This is a genomic window from Peredibacter starrii (genome assembly GCF_034259205.1).
Lineage (GTDB): Bacteria > Bdellovibrionota > Bacteriovoracia > Bacteriovoracales > Bacteriovoracaceae > Peredibacter > Peredibacter starrii.
In genome coordinates this window covers 4,009,557-4,028,838 of the sequence record NZ_CP139487.1, presented here as the reverse complement: position 1 = coordinate 4,028,838, position 19,282 = coordinate 4,009,557, and the positions used below count along the sequence as shown (strand labels likewise).

At 43.3% G+C, this 19,282-nt stretch carries 23 protein-coding genes; 10 read left to right on the top strand and 13 right to left on the bottom strand.

From position 1 onward, the window contains the following. The first annotated feature begins 42 nt into the window (after nucleotides 1-42). From SOO65_RS20145 to SOO65_RS20130, 4 genes are all read left to right on the top strand, one after another. Nucleotides 43-1,302 (top strand): Glu/Leu/Phe/Val family dehydrogenase, encoded by a 1,260-nt coding sequence (locus tag SOO65_RS20145; RefSeq protein ID WP_321394902.1) that lies wholly within the window; start codon nucleotides 43-45, stop codon nucleotides 1,300-1,302. A 132-nt stretch (nucleotides 1,303-1,434) separates the two neighbouring features. Then, nucleotides 1,435-1,869: a hypothetical protein gene (locus SOO65_RS20140; RefSeq protein WP_321394899.1), complete on the top strand. Its 435-nt coding sequence runs from the start codon at nucleotides 1,435-1,437 to the stop codon at nucleotides 1,867-1,869. Nucleotides 1,870-1,878: 9 nt separating this feature from the next. Next, nucleotides 1,879-2,304, top strand: a complete 426-nt coding sequence (locus SOO65_RS20135) for a hypothetical protein (protein ID WP_321394896.1) — start codon at nucleotides 1,879-1,881, stop codon at nucleotides 2,302-2,304. Nucleotides 2,305-2,346: 42 nt separating this feature from the next. Continuing rightward, complete coding sequence (locus SOO65_RS20130; protein WP_321394894.1) at nucleotides 2,347-2,832, top strand: hypothetical protein; 486 nt, start codon at nucleotides 2,347-2,349, stop codon at nucleotides 2,830-2,832. Nucleotides 2,833-2,880: 48 nt separating this feature from the next. Here SOO65_RS20130 and SOO65_RS20125 read toward each other — a convergent pair whose 3' ends face one another. Next, entirely contained in the window at nucleotides 2,881-3,858 is a 978-nt protein-coding gene (locus SOO65_RS20125; RefSeq protein WP_321394891.1) for a phosphatase PAP2 family protein, read from the bottom strand. A gap of 175 nt (nucleotides 3,859-4,033) precedes the next feature. Between SOO65_RS20125 and SOO65_RS20120 the strand changes: the two genes are divergently transcribed. The 4 genes from SOO65_RS20120 to SOO65_RS20105 all read left to right on the top strand — a co-directional run bounded on the left by SOO65_RS20120 (nucleotide 4,034) and on the right by SOO65_RS20105 (nucleotide 5,895). After that, on the top strand, nucleotides 4,034-4,771 hold the full coding sequence (locus SOO65_RS20120; RefSeq protein ID WP_321394889.1) for a hypothetical protein: 738 nt from the start codon (nucleotides 4,034-4,036) through the stop codon (nucleotides 4,769-4,771). A gap of 96 nt (nucleotides 4,772-4,867) precedes the next feature. Then, nucleotides 4,868-5,386: a hypothetical protein gene (locus SOO65_RS20115; RefSeq protein ID WP_321394886.1), complete on the top strand. Its 519-nt coding sequence runs from the start codon at nucleotides 4,868-4,870 to the stop codon at nucleotides 5,384-5,386. 37 nt (nucleotides 5,387-5,423) lie between these two features. Next, nucleotides 5,424-5,654, top strand: a complete 231-nt coding sequence (locus SOO65_RS20110; RefSeq protein ID WP_321394884.1) for a DUF4160 domain-containing protein — start codon at nucleotides 5,424-5,426, stop codon at nucleotides 5,652-5,654. Next, nucleotides 5,611-5,895, top strand: coding sequence for a hypothetical protein (locus SOO65_RS20105; RefSeq protein WP_321394881.1), 285 nt, complete (start codon nucleotides 5,611-5,613; stop codon nucleotides 5,893-5,895). Before SOO65_RS20110 ends, SOO65_RS20105 begins: the two co-directional genes overlap by 44 nt. On the opposite strand, the gene pfkA is transcribed toward SOO65_RS20105, so the two are convergent. From pfkA to rplU, 7 genes are all read right to left on the bottom strand, one after another. Continuing rightward, nucleotides 5,888-6,862: a 6-phosphofructokinase gene (gene pfkA, locus SOO65_RS20100; protein WP_321394878.1), complete on the bottom strand. Its 975-nt coding sequence runs from the start codon at nucleotides 6,860-6,862 to the stop codon at nucleotides 5,888-5,890. The two genes, SOO65_RS20105 and pfkA, sit on opposite strands and share 8 nt — an antisense overlap. A 10-nt stretch (nucleotides 6,863-6,872) precedes the next feature. Continuing rightward, complete coding sequence (gpmI, locus tag SOO65_RS20095) at nucleotides 6,873-8,417, bottom strand: 2,3-bisphosphoglycerate-independent phosphoglycerate mutase (RefSeq protein ID WP_321394875.1); 1,545 nt, start codon at nucleotides 8,415-8,417, stop codon at nucleotides 6,873-6,875. 10 nt (nucleotides 8,418-8,427) lie between these two features. After that, entirely contained in the window at nucleotides 8,428-8,889 is a 462-nt protein-coding gene (locus SOO65_RS20090; RefSeq protein WP_321394872.1) for a 23S rRNA (pseudouridine(1915)-N(3))-methyltransferase RlmH, read from the bottom strand. A gap of 4 nt (nucleotides 8,890-8,893) precedes the next feature. Then, entirely contained in the window at nucleotides 8,894-9,361 is a 468-nt protein-coding gene (rsfS, locus tag SOO65_RS20085; protein WP_321394869.1) for a ribosome silencing factor, read from the bottom strand. Further along, nucleotides 9,333-10,388 carry a GTPase ObgE gene (gene obgE / locus SOO65_RS20080; RefSeq protein ID WP_321394867.1) on the bottom strand — a complete coding sequence of 352 codons (1,056 nt, stop codon included), beginning with the start codon at nucleotides 10,386-10,388 and terminating at the stop codon, nucleotides 9,333-9,335. The genes rsfS and obgE overlap by 29 nt, the downstream gene beginning before the upstream one ends. A 94-nt stretch (nucleotides 10,389-10,482) precedes the next feature. Next, a complete protein-coding gene (gene rpmA / locus SOO65_RS20075; protein ID WP_321394864.1) occupies nucleotides 10,483-10,737 on the bottom strand; it encodes a 50S ribosomal protein L27 in 255 nt (84 codons plus the stop codon). Between the two features lie 34 nt (nucleotides 10,738-10,771). Continuing rightward, nucleotides 10,772-11,119, bottom strand: a complete 348-nt coding sequence (rplU, locus tag SOO65_RS20070) for a 50S ribosomal protein L21 (RefSeq protein ID WP_321394861.1) — start codon at nucleotides 11,117-11,119, stop codon at nucleotides 10,772-10,774. Between the two features lie 234 nt (nucleotides 11,120-11,353). Between rplU and SOO65_RS20065 the strand changes: the two genes are divergently transcribed. Continuing rightward, on the top strand, nucleotides 11,354-13,660 hold the full coding sequence (locus SOO65_RS20065) for a PEP/pyruvate-binding domain-containing protein (RefSeq protein ID WP_321394858.1): 2,307 nt from the start codon (nucleotides 11,354-11,356) through the stop codon (nucleotides 13,658-13,660). Here SOO65_RS20065 and SOO65_RS20060 read toward each other — a convergent pair. Genes SOO65_RS20060 through SOO65_RS20040 form a run of 5 tightly spaced genes read right to left on the bottom strand, consistent with a single transcriptional unit; the run spans nucleotide 13,637 to nucleotide 18,709 of the window. Continuing rightward, entirely contained in the window at nucleotides 13,637-14,851 is a 1,215-nt protein-coding gene (locus tag SOO65_RS20060; protein WP_321394854.1) for a hypothetical protein, read from the bottom strand. The two genes, SOO65_RS20065 and SOO65_RS20060, sit on opposite strands and share 24 nt — an antisense overlap. Next, complete coding sequence (locus tag SOO65_RS20055; protein ID WP_321394851.1) at nucleotides 14,851-15,594, bottom strand: outer membrane lipoprotein-sorting protein; 744 nt, start codon at nucleotides 15,592-15,594, stop codon at nucleotides 14,851-14,853. Before SOO65_RS20055 ends, SOO65_RS20060 begins: the two co-directional genes overlap by 1 nt. Then, nucleotides 15,587-16,276, bottom strand: a complete 690-nt coding sequence (locus SOO65_RS20050; protein WP_321394848.1) for an ABC transporter ATP-binding protein — start codon at nucleotides 16,274-16,276, stop codon at nucleotides 15,587-15,589. Before SOO65_RS20050 ends, SOO65_RS20055 begins: the two co-directional genes overlap by 8 nt. Further along, nucleotides 16,266-17,465: an ABC transporter permease gene (locus SOO65_RS20045; protein WP_321394845.1), complete on the bottom strand. Its 1,200-nt coding sequence runs from the start codon at nucleotides 17,463-17,465 to the stop codon at nucleotides 16,266-16,268. The genes SOO65_RS20050 and SOO65_RS20045 overlap by 11 nt, the downstream gene beginning before the upstream one ends. A 5-nt stretch (nucleotides 17,466-17,470) precedes the next feature. Beyond that, nucleotides 17,471-18,709: an ABC transporter permease gene (locus SOO65_RS20040; RefSeq protein WP_321394842.1), complete on the bottom strand. Its 1,239-nt coding sequence runs from the start codon at nucleotides 18,707-18,709 to the stop codon at nucleotides 17,471-17,473. Nucleotides 18,710-18,721: 12 nt separating this feature from the next. Here SOO65_RS20040 and SOO65_RS20035 point away from each other — a divergent pair, with 12 nt between their 5' ends. Next, the gene (locus tag SOO65_RS20035) at nucleotides 18,722-19,279 is read left to right on the top strand and encodes a CDP-archaeol synthase (RefSeq protein WP_321394840.1); all 558 of its coding nucleotides are present in this window, start codon (nucleotides 18,722-18,724) and stop codon (nucleotides 19,277-19,279) included. The last annotated feature ends 3 nt before the right edge of the window (nucleotides 19,280-19,282 follow it).

Below are 19,282 nucleotides of genomic sequence, written 5' to 3'. Positions count from 1 at the left end.
TAGACTATGGCCACTTAATTTCACCTCATAATTGGAGTTGGCATGAGTCTCTTCGAGTCTCCGTTTTTTCAGGATGCGTATTCGCAATTAGAATCCGCCGGTAACACAATGAAAATGGATCCAAACGTTCTTGAGCGTTTGAAGTATCCTAAGCGCGCACTTCAGGTTTCTGTTCCAGTTCGTCTCGATGACGGTACTGTAAAAGTGTTTGAAGGCTACCGCGTTCAACACAATATGACTCTTGGTCCAGGTAAAGGTGGTATCCGTTATCACCCGCACGTATCTCTTTCTGAGACTGCTGCCCTTGCGATGCTAATGACGTTTAAATGTGCTCTAGTTGGTCTTCCTCTTGGCGGTGCTAAGGGTGGTATCAAAGTAGATCCTAACGATCTTTCTCGTGCTGAACTTCAAGCTCTAACTCGTCGTTATACGACTGAGATCTCAATGATCATCGGTCCAGATAAAGATATTCCAGCTCCGGATATCGGTACTGATGGCCAGACTATGGCATGGTTGATGGATACTTATTCTCAACTTAACGGTTACGCGATTCCAGGTGTTGTTACTGGTAAGCCAATCGCCATCGGTGGTTCACTTGGTCGTGCAGAATCAACAGGTAAAGGTGTTGTGTTCTGTATTAACTTCGCTTACGAAAAACTTAATAAGACTGTTGGTTCTAATACAACTGTTGCTATCCACGGTTTCGGTAAAGTGGGTATGCCAGCTGCTCACGACCTTCACGCTCAAGGTGCAAAAATCGTTGCTATCTCTGACGTGTCAGGCGCGATCTACAACAAAAACGGTCTGAACATTCCTCAGTGTATCGACTGGGTGAAAAACAGAAAATTCCTACGTGATATGCCAGGTGCTGAGCACATCTCTAACGAAGAGCTTCTAGAGCTTGACGTTGATATCCTTATCCCTGCTGCTATCGATGGTGTTGTGACTAAAGACAACGCTCCTCGCGTGAAAGCTCGTCTTATCGCTGAAGGTGCTAACGGTCCTCTTACTCACGAAGCTGTTGATATCATCACTGAGAAGGGCGGGCTAATCATCCCAGACATTCTTTGTAATGCTGGTGGTGTTATCGTTTCGTACTTCGAGTGGGTACAAGGTCTACAGATGTTCTTCTGGGATCTAGAAACAGTTAACAAGAAGCTTCACGACATCATGAAGCTTGCTTTCGATAAAGTATGGAAGAACGCTGACGTTTACAAAGTAAACATGAAGCAAGCGGCTTTCATCACGTCTCTACAGCGTCTTGAAGGTGCAATGAGACTTCGTGGAATGTGGCCAGGTTAATACGGCCATAACAAACCGTTCAAACTGCAAGGCCCTCTATCTAATTTTTGGATAGAGGGCCTTTTTATTTTATATTTCCTGGATAGTTCCAAATTTCATAGATTGTCGTCACTTTAAACACGGGGAGACACTATGAAATTTCTATTAACGCTAGCACTACTTGTTACAACAAACGTTTTCGCAATCGATCTTTGCTCTTTCGAAGAGACATGGCAATTTGATGAGGCCCTTGAAGCTCAGGGAATCAAGCCTCTTAAAGTTTCTGCTAACCATAAAGCATTCACCAATGTTGAGAAGCAATTAATTTACACTGCTGTTATCCAACAAGGATGGCTTTCAAAATCAACGATGAAGGAAGCTCTCGAGACCTTCGGTGATTACTTTGAAGGTGGAAGACAGGGTGAGAATAAAGGTGAGATTCAGTACTTCAATATCAAAGGGCAAAAGCTTGCGGTCGTTCACTACTGGCCGGGCGACAATGAGTACGGCGCTGTTTTTAAACACGTGAATGGCCAATATTTTCTGATCGCCACAATTGATGACAGTTTCATTTCTTGTAAAAAATAAGGAGTTGGTATGAAGTTTCTCTTACTGGTTTCTTGGTTCGTTAGTTCACAGGTCTTTGCTCTGGATCTCTGCCAGCTTCGTGATACCTATGAGTTCGATCAAGTGGTTCAGTTTGAACGACTTCCTACTATCAGAACAGTTTCTAAGAACTTCTCTGATTTAGAGAAAAGAATGATTCACCAAGCTCTGAAACTTCAACCGTGGCAGAGAGGAATCCGCATGGATGAGTCGTTACGGGCCTTTGGTGATCTTTTTGACGGCTACCGCGGACCAAACCCTGGTGAGATCGTTTATTATCAGGTTAAAGGTCAAAAACTCGCTTTGGTTCATTACTTCCCGGGAGAAAATGAATACGGAGCTTTCTTTCTCGTGGGGAATGGGACGACTAAAATGGTCGCCAGAGTTGATGATAGCGAGATTTCCTGCAGTCTTTAAAATTATCTAGCATCCAGACCATGCTCTTCTTACAATAAGAGCATGGTCATTCTACTTTTACTTCTTCCTTTAATTGTTAACGCTCACGTCATCCAGGATGAGGTGGCCACCACTGAACGGGCAAATTTTAGTTTCAGAACCGTTTGTAACAAAATGGTGACTCATGAATCACCATTGATCGAAGTCGCTTCTGGTACTGAGCTCGATTGCATGGGTAAGAAAGTTCAGGTGGGAGAGTTTTGTGAAAAGGAACTGGCGGCCGATCCTTATTATCTTCGTGGCTTTGTGAACAAAGATAAAAAAGAGGTCGTGTGTGTATCCGGAAAAAAAGTGCTCTTTAAATACCAATGCGTAAAACTGAGCGATAAGAAACTTTGCGATGCTAATGCTAAATCGGCCTGTGTTTTTATTCAGAATAAACTCGCCAAGCGCTTAGATATGGTCCACAGTTCGTTTACTCAAAACGATAAAGGCATCAAGCAGCTAAATTGTTTCTTTGAATCGATTCCTCTTCACGAGAAAAAATAAAAAGCGCCTCAAATTCTTGAGGCGCTGAAGTTTTATGAAATTTTTGAATTAGAAAAGTTCGATTGGCTTGCTTCTTACAAACGCTTTATCCATACAGTCACGGAAAGCATCTACACCTTCCATACCATCACCACATTTAAGCTCAGGAGCACGACCAGTATAAGTTAGGTTAACGGCGAAGCTACCATCAAGACCTACGTGAGGAATAATCATGAGACCTTTTTTCGAAAGTTCAGCATTCATCATACTTTTGGCAATGAAGTGACCAATTAGACCACCGACGATTACGTCAGATGCCCAGTGGGCCTGATCGTGAACACGAGACCAACCAGCAAGGGCCGCCATACCATAAGCAAGAATTGGAATAAATTTGCTATGTTCTTTTCCTGCTTCAGCAATAACTGTGGCAAGAGCGAAAGCTTGAGTTGTGTGACCAGAAGGGAATGAGTGGTTATCATCACCACCATCAAACTCATATGGATCCTTTGTATCGTTGGGACGAGTACGAGTTACAGAAGTTTTAAGAGCACGAGTCGCTAGACCCGAAACCAACATTGCCTTGGCCGCCATTAATGATACTGATTTGATTTCTTGGTTCTGTAATACCACACCGACAATCAAGCCAGCTGCGGCGGCACCGGCACCCCATTCACTGCCAAAGGCCTCACCAACGATTGCTAGTTTTTCGGTAAGCGAGTTCTTATGCTCTTGTTGAAAATTCATGACTTCTTCATCATTAGCAAAGAACACAACTGCCACAGTTGAGGCGGCAGCAATTTTGGCCAGATCCGAGCCTTTCATTTGAAAGGGAACAAATAGTGAGCGTGAATTTGGATGTTGGTAAGGAGTAGGACCAAATTGAATTTTAGGTTCAGCTTGTTGGGCCTCATAAACATTTACATCAAAGCCGAGTCTTTCTGATAGAAGATCAAGACTTCCCATCGGATAAGGATCTAGTCTGCTGTTCTGAGCAAAAGCTACAAGAGAGTTAAATGCTAGAACCGTAGCTAGTAACAGATGTTTCATGAGGCGTTCCTTTATGTTAGTTAGGCCATTTTAAAGGATGAAAGAATTTTAAGACAGGTGACCCTTCATTCTTTACAAGGGTGTAAAAAGATTGGCCGTCTAAAGTTTAGACAGTTCCAATTGAAAATGTTTCGTTCAGGGTAGTTATAAACTCCTTGCTTAGTATACTGGGCCCATGAAAACGCTTCTCATCCTATTTATGCTTCTCTTTAGTGCGCTTGCCTTCGCCCAGAATGAAGATAGTTGTTGCCTCTGTGCTGCCGATTTATCTGACATCTCGACCAGTAAAGAATGTGCCCGATGGTTAAAAGAAAACAGAAAAGAATGCAGCTATCAGAAGCAACTTCCGCATTACATGTCATACGCTTATTCCTTGGATGAAAATGTTCGATGTGAATCAATGAAGGTCTTTGCTGCTTACCATGGGCTTTCTCGAACTTATTATCATACTTTTTTTCTAATACAGGATCTGATCGAGAATTATGATCCAAAAGAAGTTTCTTTTGATGGCTCGACTTGTTTGATTTTTAATAATGTCGAAAAAGTCCAAAATAGTGCAAAAAGACTTTCAAAACTTTTTCCTCAAATTTATTTTGATTTATCGGGTAATCAGAATTTGGGTGCCGTTTTTTACGTCCCCCTCATCATTAGACCAAAAGAAACCCTGTCGATGTCATCAAAGATGACAGTGAAGGCAAAGAATGGGCATGTGGAAACTTCATTTGGCGCCTGCTCGAAACCAAAAGGAAAATGTTTTTTTGCTGACACTGATGTTGGCGCTACTAATGATTCAAATACGAAATTTTGTATGCAAGAAAATGAATTAACGACTCAGATCTGCTGTCCAAAAAAGACATTTGTTAATGGCGTGAATGGTTTTTGGTCTAAACCTGGCCAAGGATGCGGTAAATAATTTTCTGAGTCTGGCCATGAACCTTTAAATTCGGGGCCTTAATAATTAAAAAGTTGGCAAGATTTTCGCTCTACCTTCGAAAGTTCGGAGGTAGAAATGGAAACTCAACTGCAGTCTTGTTACTTCACTAAGAAAGGCCCCTCACTCGTCACACTTTTTGGCTACGCTACTAAAAGTGTCCCAGGTCTTGAAATTAATGGCCTGGGGAAATACGGCAAATCCATCAAAGAGAAAATTGTCTTTGTCACACGTACGCGTTCGCTACAAATTCCTCTTAAGCGGTTTGTTTTAAATGTAGAAATCACTGATGAGATGGGGGATTTAGAAACATCCTCAGTTAAATGGTTAGAATATCCACTTCTTCTTCATTACTGGTTTTTGGCCGGATTACTTCCTATTTCCAAATTGGATAATTGTCTCGCAGTGGGATCTTTGACTCCTAGTGGTTTGATTGAAGAACCTTTGAGTTCTTCAGTGGTGAGTTTATGTGATGAACATGAACTGCACTTGATTGCCTCGTCAGCGGTGGAAGGGCCAAGGGGAGTGATTGATGGAAAGGACCTCTTTGGCTCCATTACGCACTTGGAATTTAAGGGACTTAGGTGTCCAAATTGATTTGTGTGTATATTGTGTGTATAATCAGGAGGCAGTCGTGCCGACTATCTTATTAGTGGATGGGTTTCGTTTTTTCTTTTATTCCCGGGAAGAAGAGAGAATGCACATCCATGTTGAGTATCAAGGAAAAGTCGCAAAGATTTGGCTGGATACTTTTGAAATTGCCGAAAATTACGGTTTTAAAAATTTTCAACTAAATTACCTACAAGCCATTGCGAGGAAGAATGAAAAAAGACTCAAAAAAGCATGGATCGCCTATTTCGGATGATGAATTCGATCGAAGATTTATCGAAGATGCTGAACGGGCCTTAAATGCTCCAGATAATAGGGTTAAGATTAGAGTAAATACTTTTATCGATGCTGACATCTATGATGCTCTTCACGACGAGGCCGATCGAACCGGACAAAAATATCAAACGCTGCTCAACAAGTATCTGCGAGCAGCGGTCTTAAAAGAAGTAAATGAGAGTGATATCAAGGCGATAAAAATCGCCTTGGGAGTTAGATAGAAAGAGTTTCGGCGAGACCAGAGTACTCGATGTAGTTGTGATCAGCTTTTGTTGTACAGTTCGCTAGATCCGTCATCAGGACCTTGCCTTTCTGAACCACTGTCACTGATGGAACGTTGCCACCGAGAAGCGCTTCCACCGCCATATTGCCCATTTGAGAGGCAATGAAGCGGTCGTCTGCCACTGGAGAACCACCACGCTGAATGTGGCCCAGGATCGCCACGTGAGCGTCCAGGTGATACATGTCTTTTAGAACGTGTTGAATGTCATAGCTTCTTCCGGCCACTGGACCTTCGGCCACGATGATAATTGATGATTCCTTACCACGAGCAATACCGCGGTTAATATCATCCACCAGTTTCTGATGATTCACTTTATCGTGAGGAAGAAGAATGTTTTCCGCACCCGTACAAACCCCCACTTTAAGTGCGATGGCGGAAGAGTTTCTTCCCATCACTTCAACCAGGAAAGTACGAGCGTGTGAGTGAGCAGTATCACGGATTCTATCCACTGCTTCGATCGCAGTTTGAACTGCAGTATTAAAACCAATGGTGTACTCAGTATTTGAGATATCGTTATCAATTGTTCCCGGGATTCCTACTACTGGGAACTGATGTTCCTTCCAAAGCGCCATGGCACCGTTGAATGATCCATCTCCACCGATGATGATCAGGCCATCAATGTGTTGAGCGCGCAGAATGTCCACGGCCTTTTTTCTGAATTCTACTTTTTGAAACTCTGGAGAGCGAGAAGTTTGAAGAATCGTACCACCACGTTGAATGATGTTACCCACGCTCGAGAGATTCATTTGCATGAACTCACCACGCAGAAGTCCCGCGTACCCGCGTTTGATCCCTGTCACTTGAATGCCACGAGAGATCGCCGTTCTTACCACGGCACGAATCGCGCAGTTCATGCCGGGAGAGTCGCCACCAGAGCAGAGTATACCAATGTTCTTAACCGTCATGTCTTGTCCTTTAGACGAAAATCGAGTTGCCCGTAAAATCCTTGGGCTTAGGAATATTTAAAACTTTTAAAACTGTAGGGGCCACGTCTTTAAGGGCAAGAACCTTGCTCTCAGAGTTCACCATAATGTTTTGATCGCGGAGTTTCGGATGAACCACGCAGAATGGAACATCTGAATCAGAGTGAGACGTATGCTGACCGCCTTCTTCGTAAACCATCTGGTCCGCGTTTCCGTGGTCTGCAGTCAGAAGCATCGTGATGTTTTGTTCAGCACACTTTTTATACAAGCGACCAATACAAGTATCCAGAGCTTCGATCGCCTTCACTGCCGCTTCGAAGTTACCAGTGTGTCCCACCATATCGGCGTTAGCAAAGTTCACAAGATAAAAAGAAAATTCCTTACGATCCAAAGCTGCGATAAGTTTGTCTGTTACTTCGGCCGCACTCATTTCTGGTTTTTGATCATAAGTCGCCACATCTCTTGGAGATTGCACCAGACAGCGCTCTTCGCCTTCAAATGGCTTTTCTTCACCACCGTTAAAGAAGTAAGTTACGTGAGCGTACTTCTCTGTTTCAGCGATTTTGAATTGATGTTTCCCAATCGAGGCGAGGTATTCAGCAAGTGATCCTTTGATTTTTTCTTTATCAAACAGAATCGGAAGATTGGGAAGCTCATCCGGCACATATGGTGACATACACAGGAAGTAACCTGGCTTCACTGGAACCGGGAACTCAGTAAACTTCGGATCATTCATCGCAAGCGTGATCTGACGAGCGCGATCCGGACGATAGTTATAGAAGAAAACAGCATCACCATTTTTCATGGCACCATCTTCAGTGAAAAGCACTGGTGTGATGAACTCATCAAAAATGCCTTTCTTGTATTCTTCCAGAATATAGTCCTGAGGCTTAAGTGTAGTTTTATCACCCTGGCCGATCATGACTTTGTAAGCGTGTTCAATTTTGTTCCAACGACGATCGCGATCCATTCCAATTGAACGGCCACCCATTGAGGCAAAAACAAATCCTGGGCATTCCAAAATTTCTTTCACATATTGAACACCTTTATCTTTGGCGGTGTCACGGCCATCCATGAAAGCGTGAAGATAGATGCGAAGTTCTGGATGTTCTCTTAGAATTTTAATGATTTCTTTTAAGTGATTGATGTGAGCGTGAACTCCACCATCTGAAAGAAGACCCATCAAGTGAATGCGTTTTGTTCCCGCTTTTGCTTTCTCGATTAACTCTTTCATCTTCGGCATATCTCGAAGAGTGTTGTTCTGAATCGCTTCATTGATTCGCACTAGATCCTGACGAACTGGTCTGCCAGCTCCCAGATTTAAGTGACCCACTTCAGAGTTACCTGCTACACCTTTTGGAAGTCCAACAGCTTCACCACCAGGTTGAATGGTTGTGAGCGGGTAGTGAGCGAAGATTTCATCTAAGTTTGGTTTTTTTGCCGCTTTAATAGCGTTCATGTGTTCGTTAGGACTCATCCCGTATCCGTCCATGACTACAAGGAGGACTCGTGGGCTGAGGTTCTGAATGGTTTGCATTGAAATGCCCCTAGTTGTGGTAAGGGTGTCCCGATCTGATGGTCTGGGCACGGTAGAGTTGTTCTACCAATAGAATTCTCGCCAACTTATGAGGAAATGTCAGCTCTGAAAGGGAGATGCGCTCTTGGCAATTCTTTAAAATCTCTTCCGAGAATCCTTCTGCTCCAGCAATGATGAAGAAAATTTTTGCAGGGCGCTCAATCAATTGGCGAGTCCACTCTGCAAAGTTAACTGATGTGCTGCGTTTACCCCATTCAGTCATAGCTATCATATGGGTCCCACCACCTTGAGAAAGGTCTCTGACCTTCTTCAAAATAGCTTCCGCTTCGGCCTCTTTATTTTCGGCCGAAGCTTTAACTTCATGAATGACTAATTCGGGATTGTTGATGCGCTTGAGGTAATCGTTTTCTACGGCCTCAAGATGTGGGTCTTTAAGTTTGCCCACCACGATTAGGTGAATCTGGCGGGCCATAAAACTAGAAGTAACCTTTAAGATCTGGTTTCTCAGAAGAAACGCTTGTCGGTTTACCGAAGTAGAATTCTTCAGGGATTTTTACCTGAGGGTTTTTTGCATAAACCATATCTAGATCGTAAACGTCACGAGCTGGGCCATTGAACACGTGAACCATGATGTCACCTGTATCAAGAAGGATCCAATCAGCGCCTTCATAACCTTCGTAAGAAACGATATGAGCACCTTGTGCTTTAAGGTTTGCAGATACTTCATCCAGCATTGCACGAGCTTGAGTCGCGTTCTGAGCAGTTGCCATGATCGAGTAGTCGCAAAGTGCAGACGTTTTTCTCATATCGAAAATTTTAAGATTATCACCTTTGAAGTTCGCAAGAATCCAGGCCGACGCCATAGCGTGGTTAAGCGGAAACGCGTATTCAGCGTTTGTGATAACTTTATTTACTTCATTCTGGACGTATTCGTTTATTGCCATGAGATGCCTCTTTTTTCTTCTCTTCTTCGATTACTTCTTTGGTTCTTAGCATGAGTTGCTTCAAAAGTTCAATGTTACGTCCAGAAACCCCTGAAATTGGGAGCACTTTACGGTCCAATTGTTCTTCCATATGTGACCGGAATTTCTCAATTTCTTCCTCGGTCATCGCGTCGATCTTAGTCAGACAGACGATTTCTTTTTTCGTTAATAGCTCTGGGTTATATTTTTCCAGCTCTTCGCGAACGATCATATAAGACTCAATCGCCTCGTATTCTTCCAAGAACATTGAGCAATCAATCAAATGAACAAGCGCTGAAGTACGTTCGATGTGCTTGAGGAATTTAATCCCCAGACCTTTACCTTCAGCTGCACCTTCGATGAGTCCTGGAATGTCTGTAACAACCAGAGTTTTCTCACCCAGCTCAACCACACCAAGATTTGGCTCAAGAGTTGTGAAAGGGTAGTCTGCAATCTTAGGTCGTGCCGCACTGATGGCACTGATCAGAGTAGATTTTCCAGCGTTTGGAAGACCAATAAGAGCGATATCAGCTAGTAGTTTTAGTTCTAGATGAACTGGAATTGCAGTTCCTGCTTCACCGTTTTGAGCAAAACGTGGAGTCTGGTTTGTGGAAGACTTAAAGTGAGCATTCCCTTTACCACCACGACCACCTTCGGCCGCTTTATAACGTTGTCCGTGTTCAGTTACATCAAACAAAAGATCGCCAGTTTCTTTATGATAAATAAGAGTTCCCACTGGAACTTTAAGAATCATATCTTCGCCTGTCGCTCCTTGCATGTTAGAGCCGGCGCCATTTTCACCTGGTTGTGCTTTGAATGTTTTAAGACCACGGAAGTGGAGGAGTGTATTCAGTCCTTCGTCGCCTTCAAAGTAAACGTTGCCGCCGTCTCCGCCGTCACCGCCATCTGGGCCGCCCAAAGGAACATATTTTTCTCTGCGATATCCAACGAAGCCTTTGCCGCCTTCGCCAGAAATTACTTCGATATCAACTTCATCAATAAACTTCATAAAACCTTCCAGCCCTCACGGCCGTAATAACCATAAAAAAAAAGAGGGAGTTTTTAACGCTCCCTCTTTATCACTAATAATCTCTAAAGATCAATTAAGCTGGGATAATAGAAACGATTTTTGTCGTTTTATTGTAGTAACCGAACTTAACTTTTCCTGGAACCATAGCATAGATCGTGAAGTCACGACCCATCTTAACGTTTGTACCAGGGTGGAACTTAGTTCCTTTCTGACGAACGATGATCATACCTGTATCAACAAGCTCACCACCGAATTTTTTTACACCACGCATTTTTGGGTTAGAGTCACGGCCGTTCGCTGTACTACCACCCGATTTCTTATGTGCCATATTCTAGCTCTCCTAAACTTTTAATTAATTAAAATTACTTCTTTGCTTTAGCTTCAGCTTTAGCAACTCCGCCTTGGCCATCATTGATCTCAGTAATACGAAGACCAGTGAAACACTGACGGTGACCATTCTTAACACGACGGCCGCCTGGCTTACGCTTAAGAACTAGAATTTTACGAGTACGACCTTGTTTAACAACAGTAGCTGTTACTTTAGCGCCGCCAACAACTGGAGCACCAACGATAGTTTTTGAACCACCAACAAGAAGAACTTTGTCGAAAGTAACTGTAGCACCAACTTCAGCTTCAATTCTTTCAACGTCGATAAGATCACCAGCTGCTAGCTTGTACTGGTGTCCTTTGATTTCCACAACCGTATACATGAGAACTCCTTCAAGGAAACCACCTGCCGGGGAGGACTGCGTCCCGCTTTTGACCCTAGGTGAGATTTAATAAGCCCCTTATTTAACGCAAACATTGTATTCTTGTCAATGAAATGACGGGCCGTTTTCGAGGGAAAATAGAGTGAGTTTTGCGGCGTGACAAGTATTCTGCTCAGGTTCTGGCAGAAAATGACCCTCCCACCACTAAATTTCGATTTAAGTTATTCTATTCACATGAAAATAAACTACCTGAGCGACGCTAATTTATCGGAATCTGACCTACATAAAATGGGTGGAAAGGCCCAAAGCCTGGCCCGTTTGGCCCATCAGTTTCCGGTGCCGCCGGGTTTTGTATTATTCCAGGAAGCAAATGAGCTCGATGAGGCGATTCAAAAAATCGGCGGATTTCCGGTGGCGGTGAGATCGAGTGGATCGTTAGAAGATATGGCGAACGCGAGCTTCGCGGGCCTTTATGAAACTTTTCTCTTTATTCAAAATCCAATTGAACTGAAAGATGCGATCAAGAAGTGTTTTGATTCAAGACACTCTCATCGCGTGAAAGATTATCTCGAAACAAAAAAAATTGAATGGAATCCGGAATCACTCTCGATGAGTGTCCTGGTTCAAAAGATGGTGGACGCCAAGATCGCGGGAGTGCTGTTCACGCTTAATCCAACCAATGGTCGGGAAGAAGAAATTTATCTCGAGTTTTGTGAAGGAGTTGGTGAACGATTAGTTTCAGGTCACGTAACTCCATCACGTGTGACTTATAACTGGCAAACGGATGAAGTTTTGAATGTGGCGATCAATGATGAGAAGACCACTATTGATAAAAAACACCTAAAAGAACTGATTGATCTTTCTTTAAGAATTCAAGCTTTTTATGGAAGGCCCCAGGACATTGAGTGGGCGGTGGGGAAAGACGATAAGGTTTATATCCTGCAATCACGTCCCGTAACGACTTTAAATCCAAGAGAAGATAAACCGGAACTCACTAATGCTGATTTGAAAGACGGTGGTATTTCGGCCCGTGTTTGTTCGCCCCTAATGTTTTCTGCTTATCGAGAAGCTCTGAAGATTTCGATGGGGGATTATTTTAAACGCATCTCTCTTATTCCGAACGATGAAAAAGTTCAGTGGCTTCATTATCACTATGGTCGAGTCTACTGGAACGCAGAAGCGGTCAAGGAAGGCCTTAAGAAGCTTCCGGATTTTAATGAAGAAGATTTTGATCGTGATCTTGGAATTCAAAAAGATTACGGGGAAAGTGGTCCTCATAAAACCTCCACCACAGTGGCGTCAGTCGTGGCGGCCATTCCTGTTTTGATTGGTCTTAATCGCGAGTTTCGTGACTGTGAGAATATGATTGCACAGTTTCGGGTGCGCTTTGAAACTCAGGATGAAGAACTTAAGCACGATTTGCCCCAGCTTAAGAAAATGAACACCGCTGTTTTTAATAAATGGTTTCTGGATGTCATTTTATTTCAGAACGAAACGGAAAAGAATTATTTCCGTACCATCTACAATAATTCTAATTTTCAAACGGAATTTAAAAGCTACCTTAAAAAACTTCCTGAGTATCAGGAAGGAGATGAGATTGATCTTATGACTGAACTTCATGGGGTCTCTCACCTGGATGTACAGGGAGGCCTAGGGAAGTTAAGTAAGATCGCTGATTTTTATGGTTATGATTCGCGCTCATATTATGCTGCCCGACAGGAATTTTTGAAGTATCACTATCACCATGGCCCTGCGGAATTGGATCTCATGGTGCCTCGCTGGGGTGAGAACAAAGAGTGGGTGGATGAACTGGTAAAGAGTTATGTCTTTGTTCCCACTCATGGGGAGAGTAAATTTAGAGCGACCTTTGATCGCATCGCTGATCAAATGAATCTTATTCGACGTCGTAAATTTTATGGAATGACGGAAAGGTCCCGTGAGTTCTTACGTGTGAGAGAAGAGATGCGCTCGTATTCGACCCGTGCCTATTATCTTCTTCGTCAGGGACTGCTGGAATTTGCCAAACGAAATGGAGTCAGTGAATTCGATATTTTTATGTGGGACCTGGTGGAAGTGAAGCGCTTCCTTTTGGGTCTGGCGGGCGCGCCGGATATCAGGCTTCGCACACTTTACTATCAAGGTTACCGCGCCTTCACGCCACCGAATGAATTTGGTGGTTCAATTAAGGCGATGAAATCTTCGGCCAATGGATTAAAAGGTCTGGGGTGTAGCCCGGGCGAGATCGTAGGACGCGCACGTGTGATCATGGACATTCATAAAACCAATGAACTTACTAAAGAAGATATTCTCATCACTGCTTTCACCGATCCGGGATGGACGCCAGTGTTGGCACGAGTGGGTGGTGTAGTAACTGAAGTAGGGGGACTACTTTCACATGCGGCAGTCATTGGAAGAGAGTATGGAATTCCAGCGATTTTGAATTTAATTGATGCCACCAAACTTATTCAGGATGGTGACCTCATTAAAATAAATGGGAAAACAGGAATTGTAGAAGTTTTAGAAAAAGGCGCGAAGAGCTAGACCAAAATCTGTTGTCACAAGTTTTTGGGCCGGATTGTCGGCAGAATCGCCTTTGGCAGCTGGAGTATAACCGAAAAGTTCTGCTTCCATGTTGTGACCAAGATCGACCGTGCCTTTACCGATTAAGTACGTAAATCCAGATTTAATATCATTCACAATTGTTGCACTCACTTTAAACAGTGGGTGCACTTCGAAGACGTTAGCGAAGGCCACAAAGTATTCAGTTGGCAAGAAGCGGTCGCCAAAATTATCGGCCGACACTTCTTGCTCAAGATCGCGCTTCTGATAACCACCCTCAAAACGTAAATGCCATTTTGCAGTTAATTGTTGGTCATACCCCAGCAGGACGTCCCAAAGGTTGTCCGATGGTTTGCCTTTAACGTTTTCTGATTGATAGAGAACCTGGGAAAAGACCATGGCCTCTTCAAAGCGATAGGCTATCTGGCCACCCAGTTTTTGGCGGTTTTGGTCTTCACCTACAACGTAATCCAATTGAAGTTTATCACTTGCCTGGATTTCACCATGTGCCCAAAGAGTACGATCGATTTGTCCGTCGTAACCTTCAATGCTCTTATCTCCCAGGAGGAGAAACTGAATAGTGTGGTTCTCATTCACATAAAAGGTAAAAGAGAGACCATCGTTACCCTGGGCCACTTGTTGAATCGAAGTAAGGCCAGTGGGTTGGTTAAAAGGGTTAAGCGGGTTAAAGATTTCACCCAGCCCGTAATTCACATACATGCGGCCCACCATAAAGCGGTTACCGTCCCAGTCCCATTCATAATAGAACTTGTTCAGCACCGATTCCGTTTGGTGATTCCCTTCTTGTTTATTGTATTGAAGTTGGAAGATATCTCGTGCCACAAGCTTATTAGGGAAAGTGAAAATACGAGTCGCGAGATATGGACGATCTCCCCAAATTGGATTGTTTTGAGGTTCATACAATTGCGATTGGCTATAACGAACAAACCAGTTGGCCTCAATGCGTGAATTGTTCAATTCCACTTTACCGTTGAGGTTGCCGTAAAGAAGGTAGAAGTCTTCTTCGTTCCAATCCTGAAAGAGATCTTCCTGTGCTTCTTCATTGTTCTTAGTATGTCTCCATTGTCCTTCAACGTTACCTGAAATATCGGCCTCAAGGGCCCAGGCCACAGAAGTAAAAAGAGTAAGAGCAATGAGAGTCAGTAAGCGCATTAGTTGTCCGTTAAGTTCTTTTGAGAAAAGTGATTCGGCTTAAAGGTCACATTAAACTTTAAGTTCTTATAATCAATAATGGTTTGCTTAGTCTTATCATCTTCGGGACTCATTTCCCAGTGTGTAAGTACTTTATGGCCATCGAAAGTTTGAGGGTTGCTCAAAAGAAGTGTTCGGCGAAGTTTGTTCTCTTTGTCGTAATATTCCTGAATGCGAGGAAGACAATCTTTCTTTGAAGAGTAGGTCAGAATTTTTGGCCACATGACTTTTGAATTTGATTTGGCGGTATTCTCAATCACCTTAAGGTCTTCGCCATTGATCTTTTTGTCTGTCATGAACTTGTGGTTATAGTCTTCGGACATTGAAGAGGCCTTCAAAATATCATCGTTCGTGAAATCTGAACCCATCCAGCTAGCTAGAAGCATTGATGAAGAAACTGCCACCTTACGCTTGAGCTTTGGGAAGTAGTTCCACATATTGTTTTCAATACGAAGAGTTCTGATGCCTTTCTCTTTCGCCGGTGACTTAATGGTTGAAAGGGCCTGTTTCTTTCCTTCAACGTCAGACTCGATTTCCAGAGTTCTGGTCCAGTTCGGAGTTTTAATGGTCATGGTCATTTCAGCATGAGAGCGATCGCCGCGCATTTCTTTATCTGCATATTTTAGCCATTCGTCAGCGTTGTTGACGTTAGCTCCAAGGGCCACACATAGAACGATATCTTTACGAAATAAATGCTTAAACATTGTTCTTCCTTGTCTCAGTAATTTGACCGTCTTTAATATATTGAACTGTTCTAATTTGATCGATAAGGCGCTGATCGTGAGTTGAGAAAACAAAAGTCAGCTTGAAGTCTTGATTCAATTTTTTAAAGAGATCAATGATCTCTTGGGCGGTTTTTGAATCAAGGTTCGCGGTTGGTTCATCTGCCAGAATCAATTGTGGTTTTCCGGCAATGGCGCGAGCAATCGAAACACGCTGTTGTTGACCACCAGAGAGTTGTTTTGGAAAGCGGTTACCCATTTTCTCAAGACCCACTTGTTTTAGGGCCCAATTCACGCGATCAGAAATCTCTGCTTTGCTGAAGCCCTTAAGCTGAAGAGGGAACTCGATATTTTCCGCCGCAGTCAGAATAGGGAGGAGTTGGTAGTCCTGGAAAATGAATCCCATATAATCCAGACGGTGCTGAGTTCTTTCTTCAAGAGACATTGAAGTAATGTCATTACCACCATGCTTGAGCACGCCACCAGTTGGAAGGATAAGACCGGCAATCAAATTCAGAATGGTGGTTTTACCTGAACCCGAAGGTCCAACCAGTGCCATGAATTCGCCTTCCGGAATGCTGAGATTGACGTTTCTCGCTCCGTAGACTTTATTTTCTTCAGAGGCCTGATAAACCTTCTCGACGTTAATAAGTTCAAATTGCATTTTTGCTCCTGCGGATCACCCGAATAAGCGGATAGATCATGGTCATGCTAAGGAAAAAATAAATCATCAGTGGCACTTGCCAATAATATTGAAAGACAGGGTAGAGACGTACGAGAGGCTGAATAATCATGCCGCCCATAATGATGGGCTTACCACCCGTGAAAAGCTGAATGTTAACTGGATTGTAATAACAGTAAGTGGTGGCGATATGGCCCAGAATGGCGCCCACAATAACTGCGGCAGTTGCCATCATAAAGACTTCAATCATAAGAGCGATGGTCACCCAACTGGTTTTGGCGCCTATGATATTGAGACTCTGGAATTCTTGTTCACGCTCAAAAAAAGTAATCATCAAAGTGTTCGAGAGACCAAGACTAATCACAATCACGATGATGAAAGAAACTAACCAGGTGAAGTTATCGATGAAGCGAACCGAGACCCCGATTTCAGGCAGGATATCGTCCCAATTTGTGACGGCGAGTCCTGGAATCGTCGGCAGGGTATCATTCTCCATGTCGAAGCTCACGCGCTGATGATAGCGAGAGGGATCCATGCTAAGAAGTTGTTGGGCCGATTTGATCTGGGTAAAGGCGAGAGACTCTTCTAGATCACCACCACCGAAATCCAGAAGTCCGGTAACGATCATGAGATCATTTGCGACCGAACCATCAAGGCCTTGTCCAATGACGGCGACTTCATCACCGATTTTAACGTTGATTCTCTGAGCAAGTTTTTTACCTAAAATAATTTCTTTTTCACCGGTTGGATTCAGGAATTTTCCGACTGTGACGGCTCGGTAGATAGTGGAGAGTTTATTCTCTCTTTCTACTTCAAGACCGGTAAGTAAGACACCCAAGGTCTTCTTTTCGCCAGAAACAAAAACAGGGGCAGTGACTCTGCGAGTGGACTTTTCAAACAGGGACTTGTCCTGAACTAGGTCATCACTCATGGTCTTGTAGTTATCAAACTCTTTTTTGTTTTCTTTATCGTAATAGTCGGTGTTCGTGATGTGATACTGGCCCGCATATTGGGCGAGAAACTCTTTCATCACTTCTTTTGAGCCAGAGTTCGCGAAGTTCAGGTCCCAGATGATAAAGGCTGAACCAAGTGCGAGGGACAAAAGCATAATGGCAGTACGCTTTGGAGCACGCCATAGGTTTCGGTAAGCAAATTTAATTAGAAAGGCCACTCCTCTCATATTTCTGCCTCAAGCTTTGTGAGTGTGCGATAGATGGACCAGAGATAGCTGATACTCAGGACAAAAATCACGAATAAGAAAGTAATGAGAAGCTGCTCAGGTGTGAGTTTAGGGAAGATGATCCCTGGGAGTTTAATCCCGGCCCTTTCTATGGCAACCCCGTCGTTTAGATAGCGGAAGTCTACTCCGTTTCGGGTCTGGGTTCCAATGATGGCAGTCAGCATGAAGATGGAGAAGACGCTGGATAAAAGAATCATCAGGATGACTTCATAGATACCGATCTTCCAGAACTTACTGGCAGATACTCCGATGATACTCATCATTTTCAATTCTTTAAAACGTTCCTGCCAGAGCATTCTGACCGGAGTCATAATTGTCATCGTAATGGTCAATGCAATGATCAGGAAAAAGAATTTAATCATACCATCGTGGAACTCTAAAACCACGGCCATTTCGGGATTCAGTTGTTTCCAACTTTTTAACTTTAAGTCTGTGCCCTGGATTCGATCATGCACAATAGGTTCGTATTTTAGATCAGGAGTCAGGATGGTCACTCGATTAAAGAGGGTCTTTCCGGTGTACTCGTTCAGGAAAAGATTCTGCCAAGTCTTTTGATTAATATAAACAAAGCGTTTTTCAAAACCTTTACTGTTGTAGTGGTAGATGCCTCGAATTGTAATGAGCTCTGAGCGAAGTTCTCCGACCTTGTCCTGGTAGTTAAGAACCATCTGATCCCCAACATTGAATTTGAAGAGAGTCGCTAGTTCTTGTCCAATGACGACTCCGTACTCATCATCTTGAGTAAGAAATGTTCCTGAGGTGATTTTTTCATAAATAGGCATGAGCTGTTTATGAATTTCTGGATCGATCCCAATAACTAAAAGACCAGTTGCTCCTTCAGGAGTTGAAATATTTCCGTCTAGTACGAGTTCTGGAGATGCGGCACTTACCGGTTCTTTACTTAAAGTTTGTGCCAAGGTCGGGGTGAATTCTCGAGGAGAGGATGAGTCTGTCGTGGCCGCATAGACCGGATCTTGTACCTGGAAGAAACCTGTATTGGTATTAACAACCGCTTTTTCAATTTGTGAATTTAACCCATCAAAGAAAGCGATGACCCATACAGCGATAACAACGGCCAGTGAAACTGAGAAGCCGATAAAAAAACTTCGACCCGCATTTCTGCGAATACTCTTCCAGGCAAATTTGAAAAGGTAGCGGTTTTCAGTGTTCAGCATATAATCTTATATATGAGTTCAAGTTTACCTTCTCACGAATTTGTTCGTGTAATTTTACTGTCGGTTCCACTTATCGTAGGGGGAATCCTTCACATGATTGCAGTAAAAGCGGATATCTTATCTTACTTGAAGAAGCCCATTCATCAAAGATGGTTCGGCCTAAACAAAACATGGCGCGGATTTTTCATAATGCCCTTGGCCACTTGGCCAGGAGTGATACTTGCTCAAAAACTTGAAACTTTATTCGACTTAAATGCACCACTACTTACGACAGAGCCAGCTTGGCTCTTGGGCCTTCTCTTAGGGCTGGGATATTGTCTGGCCGAACTTCCCAATTCTTTTATCAAGCGTCGACTCGGAGTGAAAGAGGGTCAGACCTCTGATCGCTTCAAATGGTTTTTTGTTGTTCTCGATCAGGCAGATTCTGCCTTCGGATGCATGTTGGCGTACCGGATACTTTTGCCGATTTCGTGGACCACAATTGTGCTTACCATTGTATTTGGAACCGTTATTCATTTAGTGATCAATGTATCTTTATACAAAGCCGGCATTCGAAAGAATCCATTTTAGGAA

Excerpts from the sequence above, each read along its gene's own strand:
- SOO65_RS20040 (WP_321394842.1), bottom strand. The coding sequence starts at position 18,709 with ATGCTGAACACTGAAAACCGCTACCTTTTCAAATTTGCCTGGAAGAGT.
- SOO65_RS20090 (WP_321394872.1), bottom strand. The coding sequence starts at position 8,889 with ATGGCCCGCCAGATTCACCTAATCGTGGTGGGCAAACTTAAAGACCCA.
- SOO65_RS20065 (WP_321394858.1), top strand. The coding sequence starts at position 11,354 with ATGAAAATAAACTACCTGAGCGACGCTAATTTATCGGAATCTGACCTA.
- SOO65_RS20035 (WP_321394840.1), top strand. The coding sequence starts at position 18,722 with ATGAGTTCAAGTTTACCTTCTCACGAATTTGTTCGTGTAATTTTACTG.
- SOO65_RS20055 (WP_321394851.1), bottom strand. The coding sequence starts at position 15,594 with ATGTTTAAGCATTTATTTCGTAAAGATATCGTTCTATGTGTGGCCCTT.
- SOO65_RS20105 (WP_321394881.1), top strand. The coding sequence starts at position 5,611 with ATGAAAAAAGACTCAAAAAAGCATGGATCGCCTATTTCGGATGATGAA.
- SOO65_RS20135 (WP_321394896.1), top strand. The coding sequence starts at position 1,879 with ATGAAGTTTCTCTTACTGGTTTCTTGGTTCGTTAGTTCACAGGTCTTT.
- SOO65_RS20125 (WP_321394891.1), bottom strand. The coding sequence starts at position 3,858 with ATGAAACATCTGTTACTAGCTACGGTTCTAGCATTTAACTCTCTTGTA.
- SOO65_RS20145 (WP_321394902.1), top strand. The coding sequence starts at position 43 with ATGAGTCTCTTCGAGTCTCCGTTTTTTCAGGATGCGTATTCGCAATTA.
- SOO65_RS20060 (WP_321394854.1), bottom strand. The coding sequence starts at position 14,851 with ATGCGCTTACTGACTCTCATTGCTCTTACTCTTTTTACTTCTGTGGCC.
- gpmI (WP_321394875.1), bottom strand. The coding sequence starts at position 8,417 with ATGCAAACCATTCAGAACCTCAGCCCACGAGTCCTCCTTGTAGTCATG.
- SOO65_RS20120 (WP_321394889.1), top strand. The coding sequence starts at position 4,034 with ATGAAAACGCTTCTCATCCTATTTATGCTTCTCTTTAGTGCGCTTGCC.
- SOO65_RS20140 (WP_321394899.1), top strand. The coding sequence starts at position 1,435 with ATGAAATTTCTATTAACGCTAGCACTACTTGTTACAACAAACGTTTTC.
- SOO65_RS20115 (WP_321394886.1), top strand. The coding sequence starts at position 4,868 with ATGGAAACTCAACTGCAGTCTTGTTACTTCACTAAGAAAGGCCCCTCA.
- rplU (WP_321394861.1), bottom strand. The coding sequence starts at position 11,119 with ATGTATACGGTTGTGGAAATCAAAGGACACCAGTACAAGCTAGCAGCT.
- SOO65_RS20050 (WP_321394848.1), bottom strand. The coding sequence starts at position 16,276 with ATGCAATTTGAACTTATTAACGTCGAGAAGGTTTATCAGGCCTCTGAA.
- pfkA (WP_321394878.1), bottom strand. The coding sequence starts at position 6,862 with ATGACGGTTAAGAACATTGGTATACTCTGCTCTGGTGGCGACTCTCCC.
- rpmA (WP_321394864.1), bottom strand. The coding sequence starts at position 10,737 with ATGGCACATAAGAAATCGGGTGGTAGTACAGCGAACGGCCGTGACTCT.
- rsfS (WP_321394869.1), bottom strand. The coding sequence starts at position 9,361 with ATGGCAATAAACGAATACGTCCAGAATGAAGTAAATAAAGTTATCACA.
- obgE (WP_321394867.1), bottom strand. The coding sequence starts at position 10,388 with ATGAAGTTTATTGATGAAGTTGATATCGAAGTAATTTCTGGCGAAGGC.
- SOO65_RS20130 (WP_321394894.1), top strand. The coding sequence starts at position 2,347 with ATGGTCATTCTACTTTTACTTCTTCCTTTAATTGTTAACGCTCACGTC.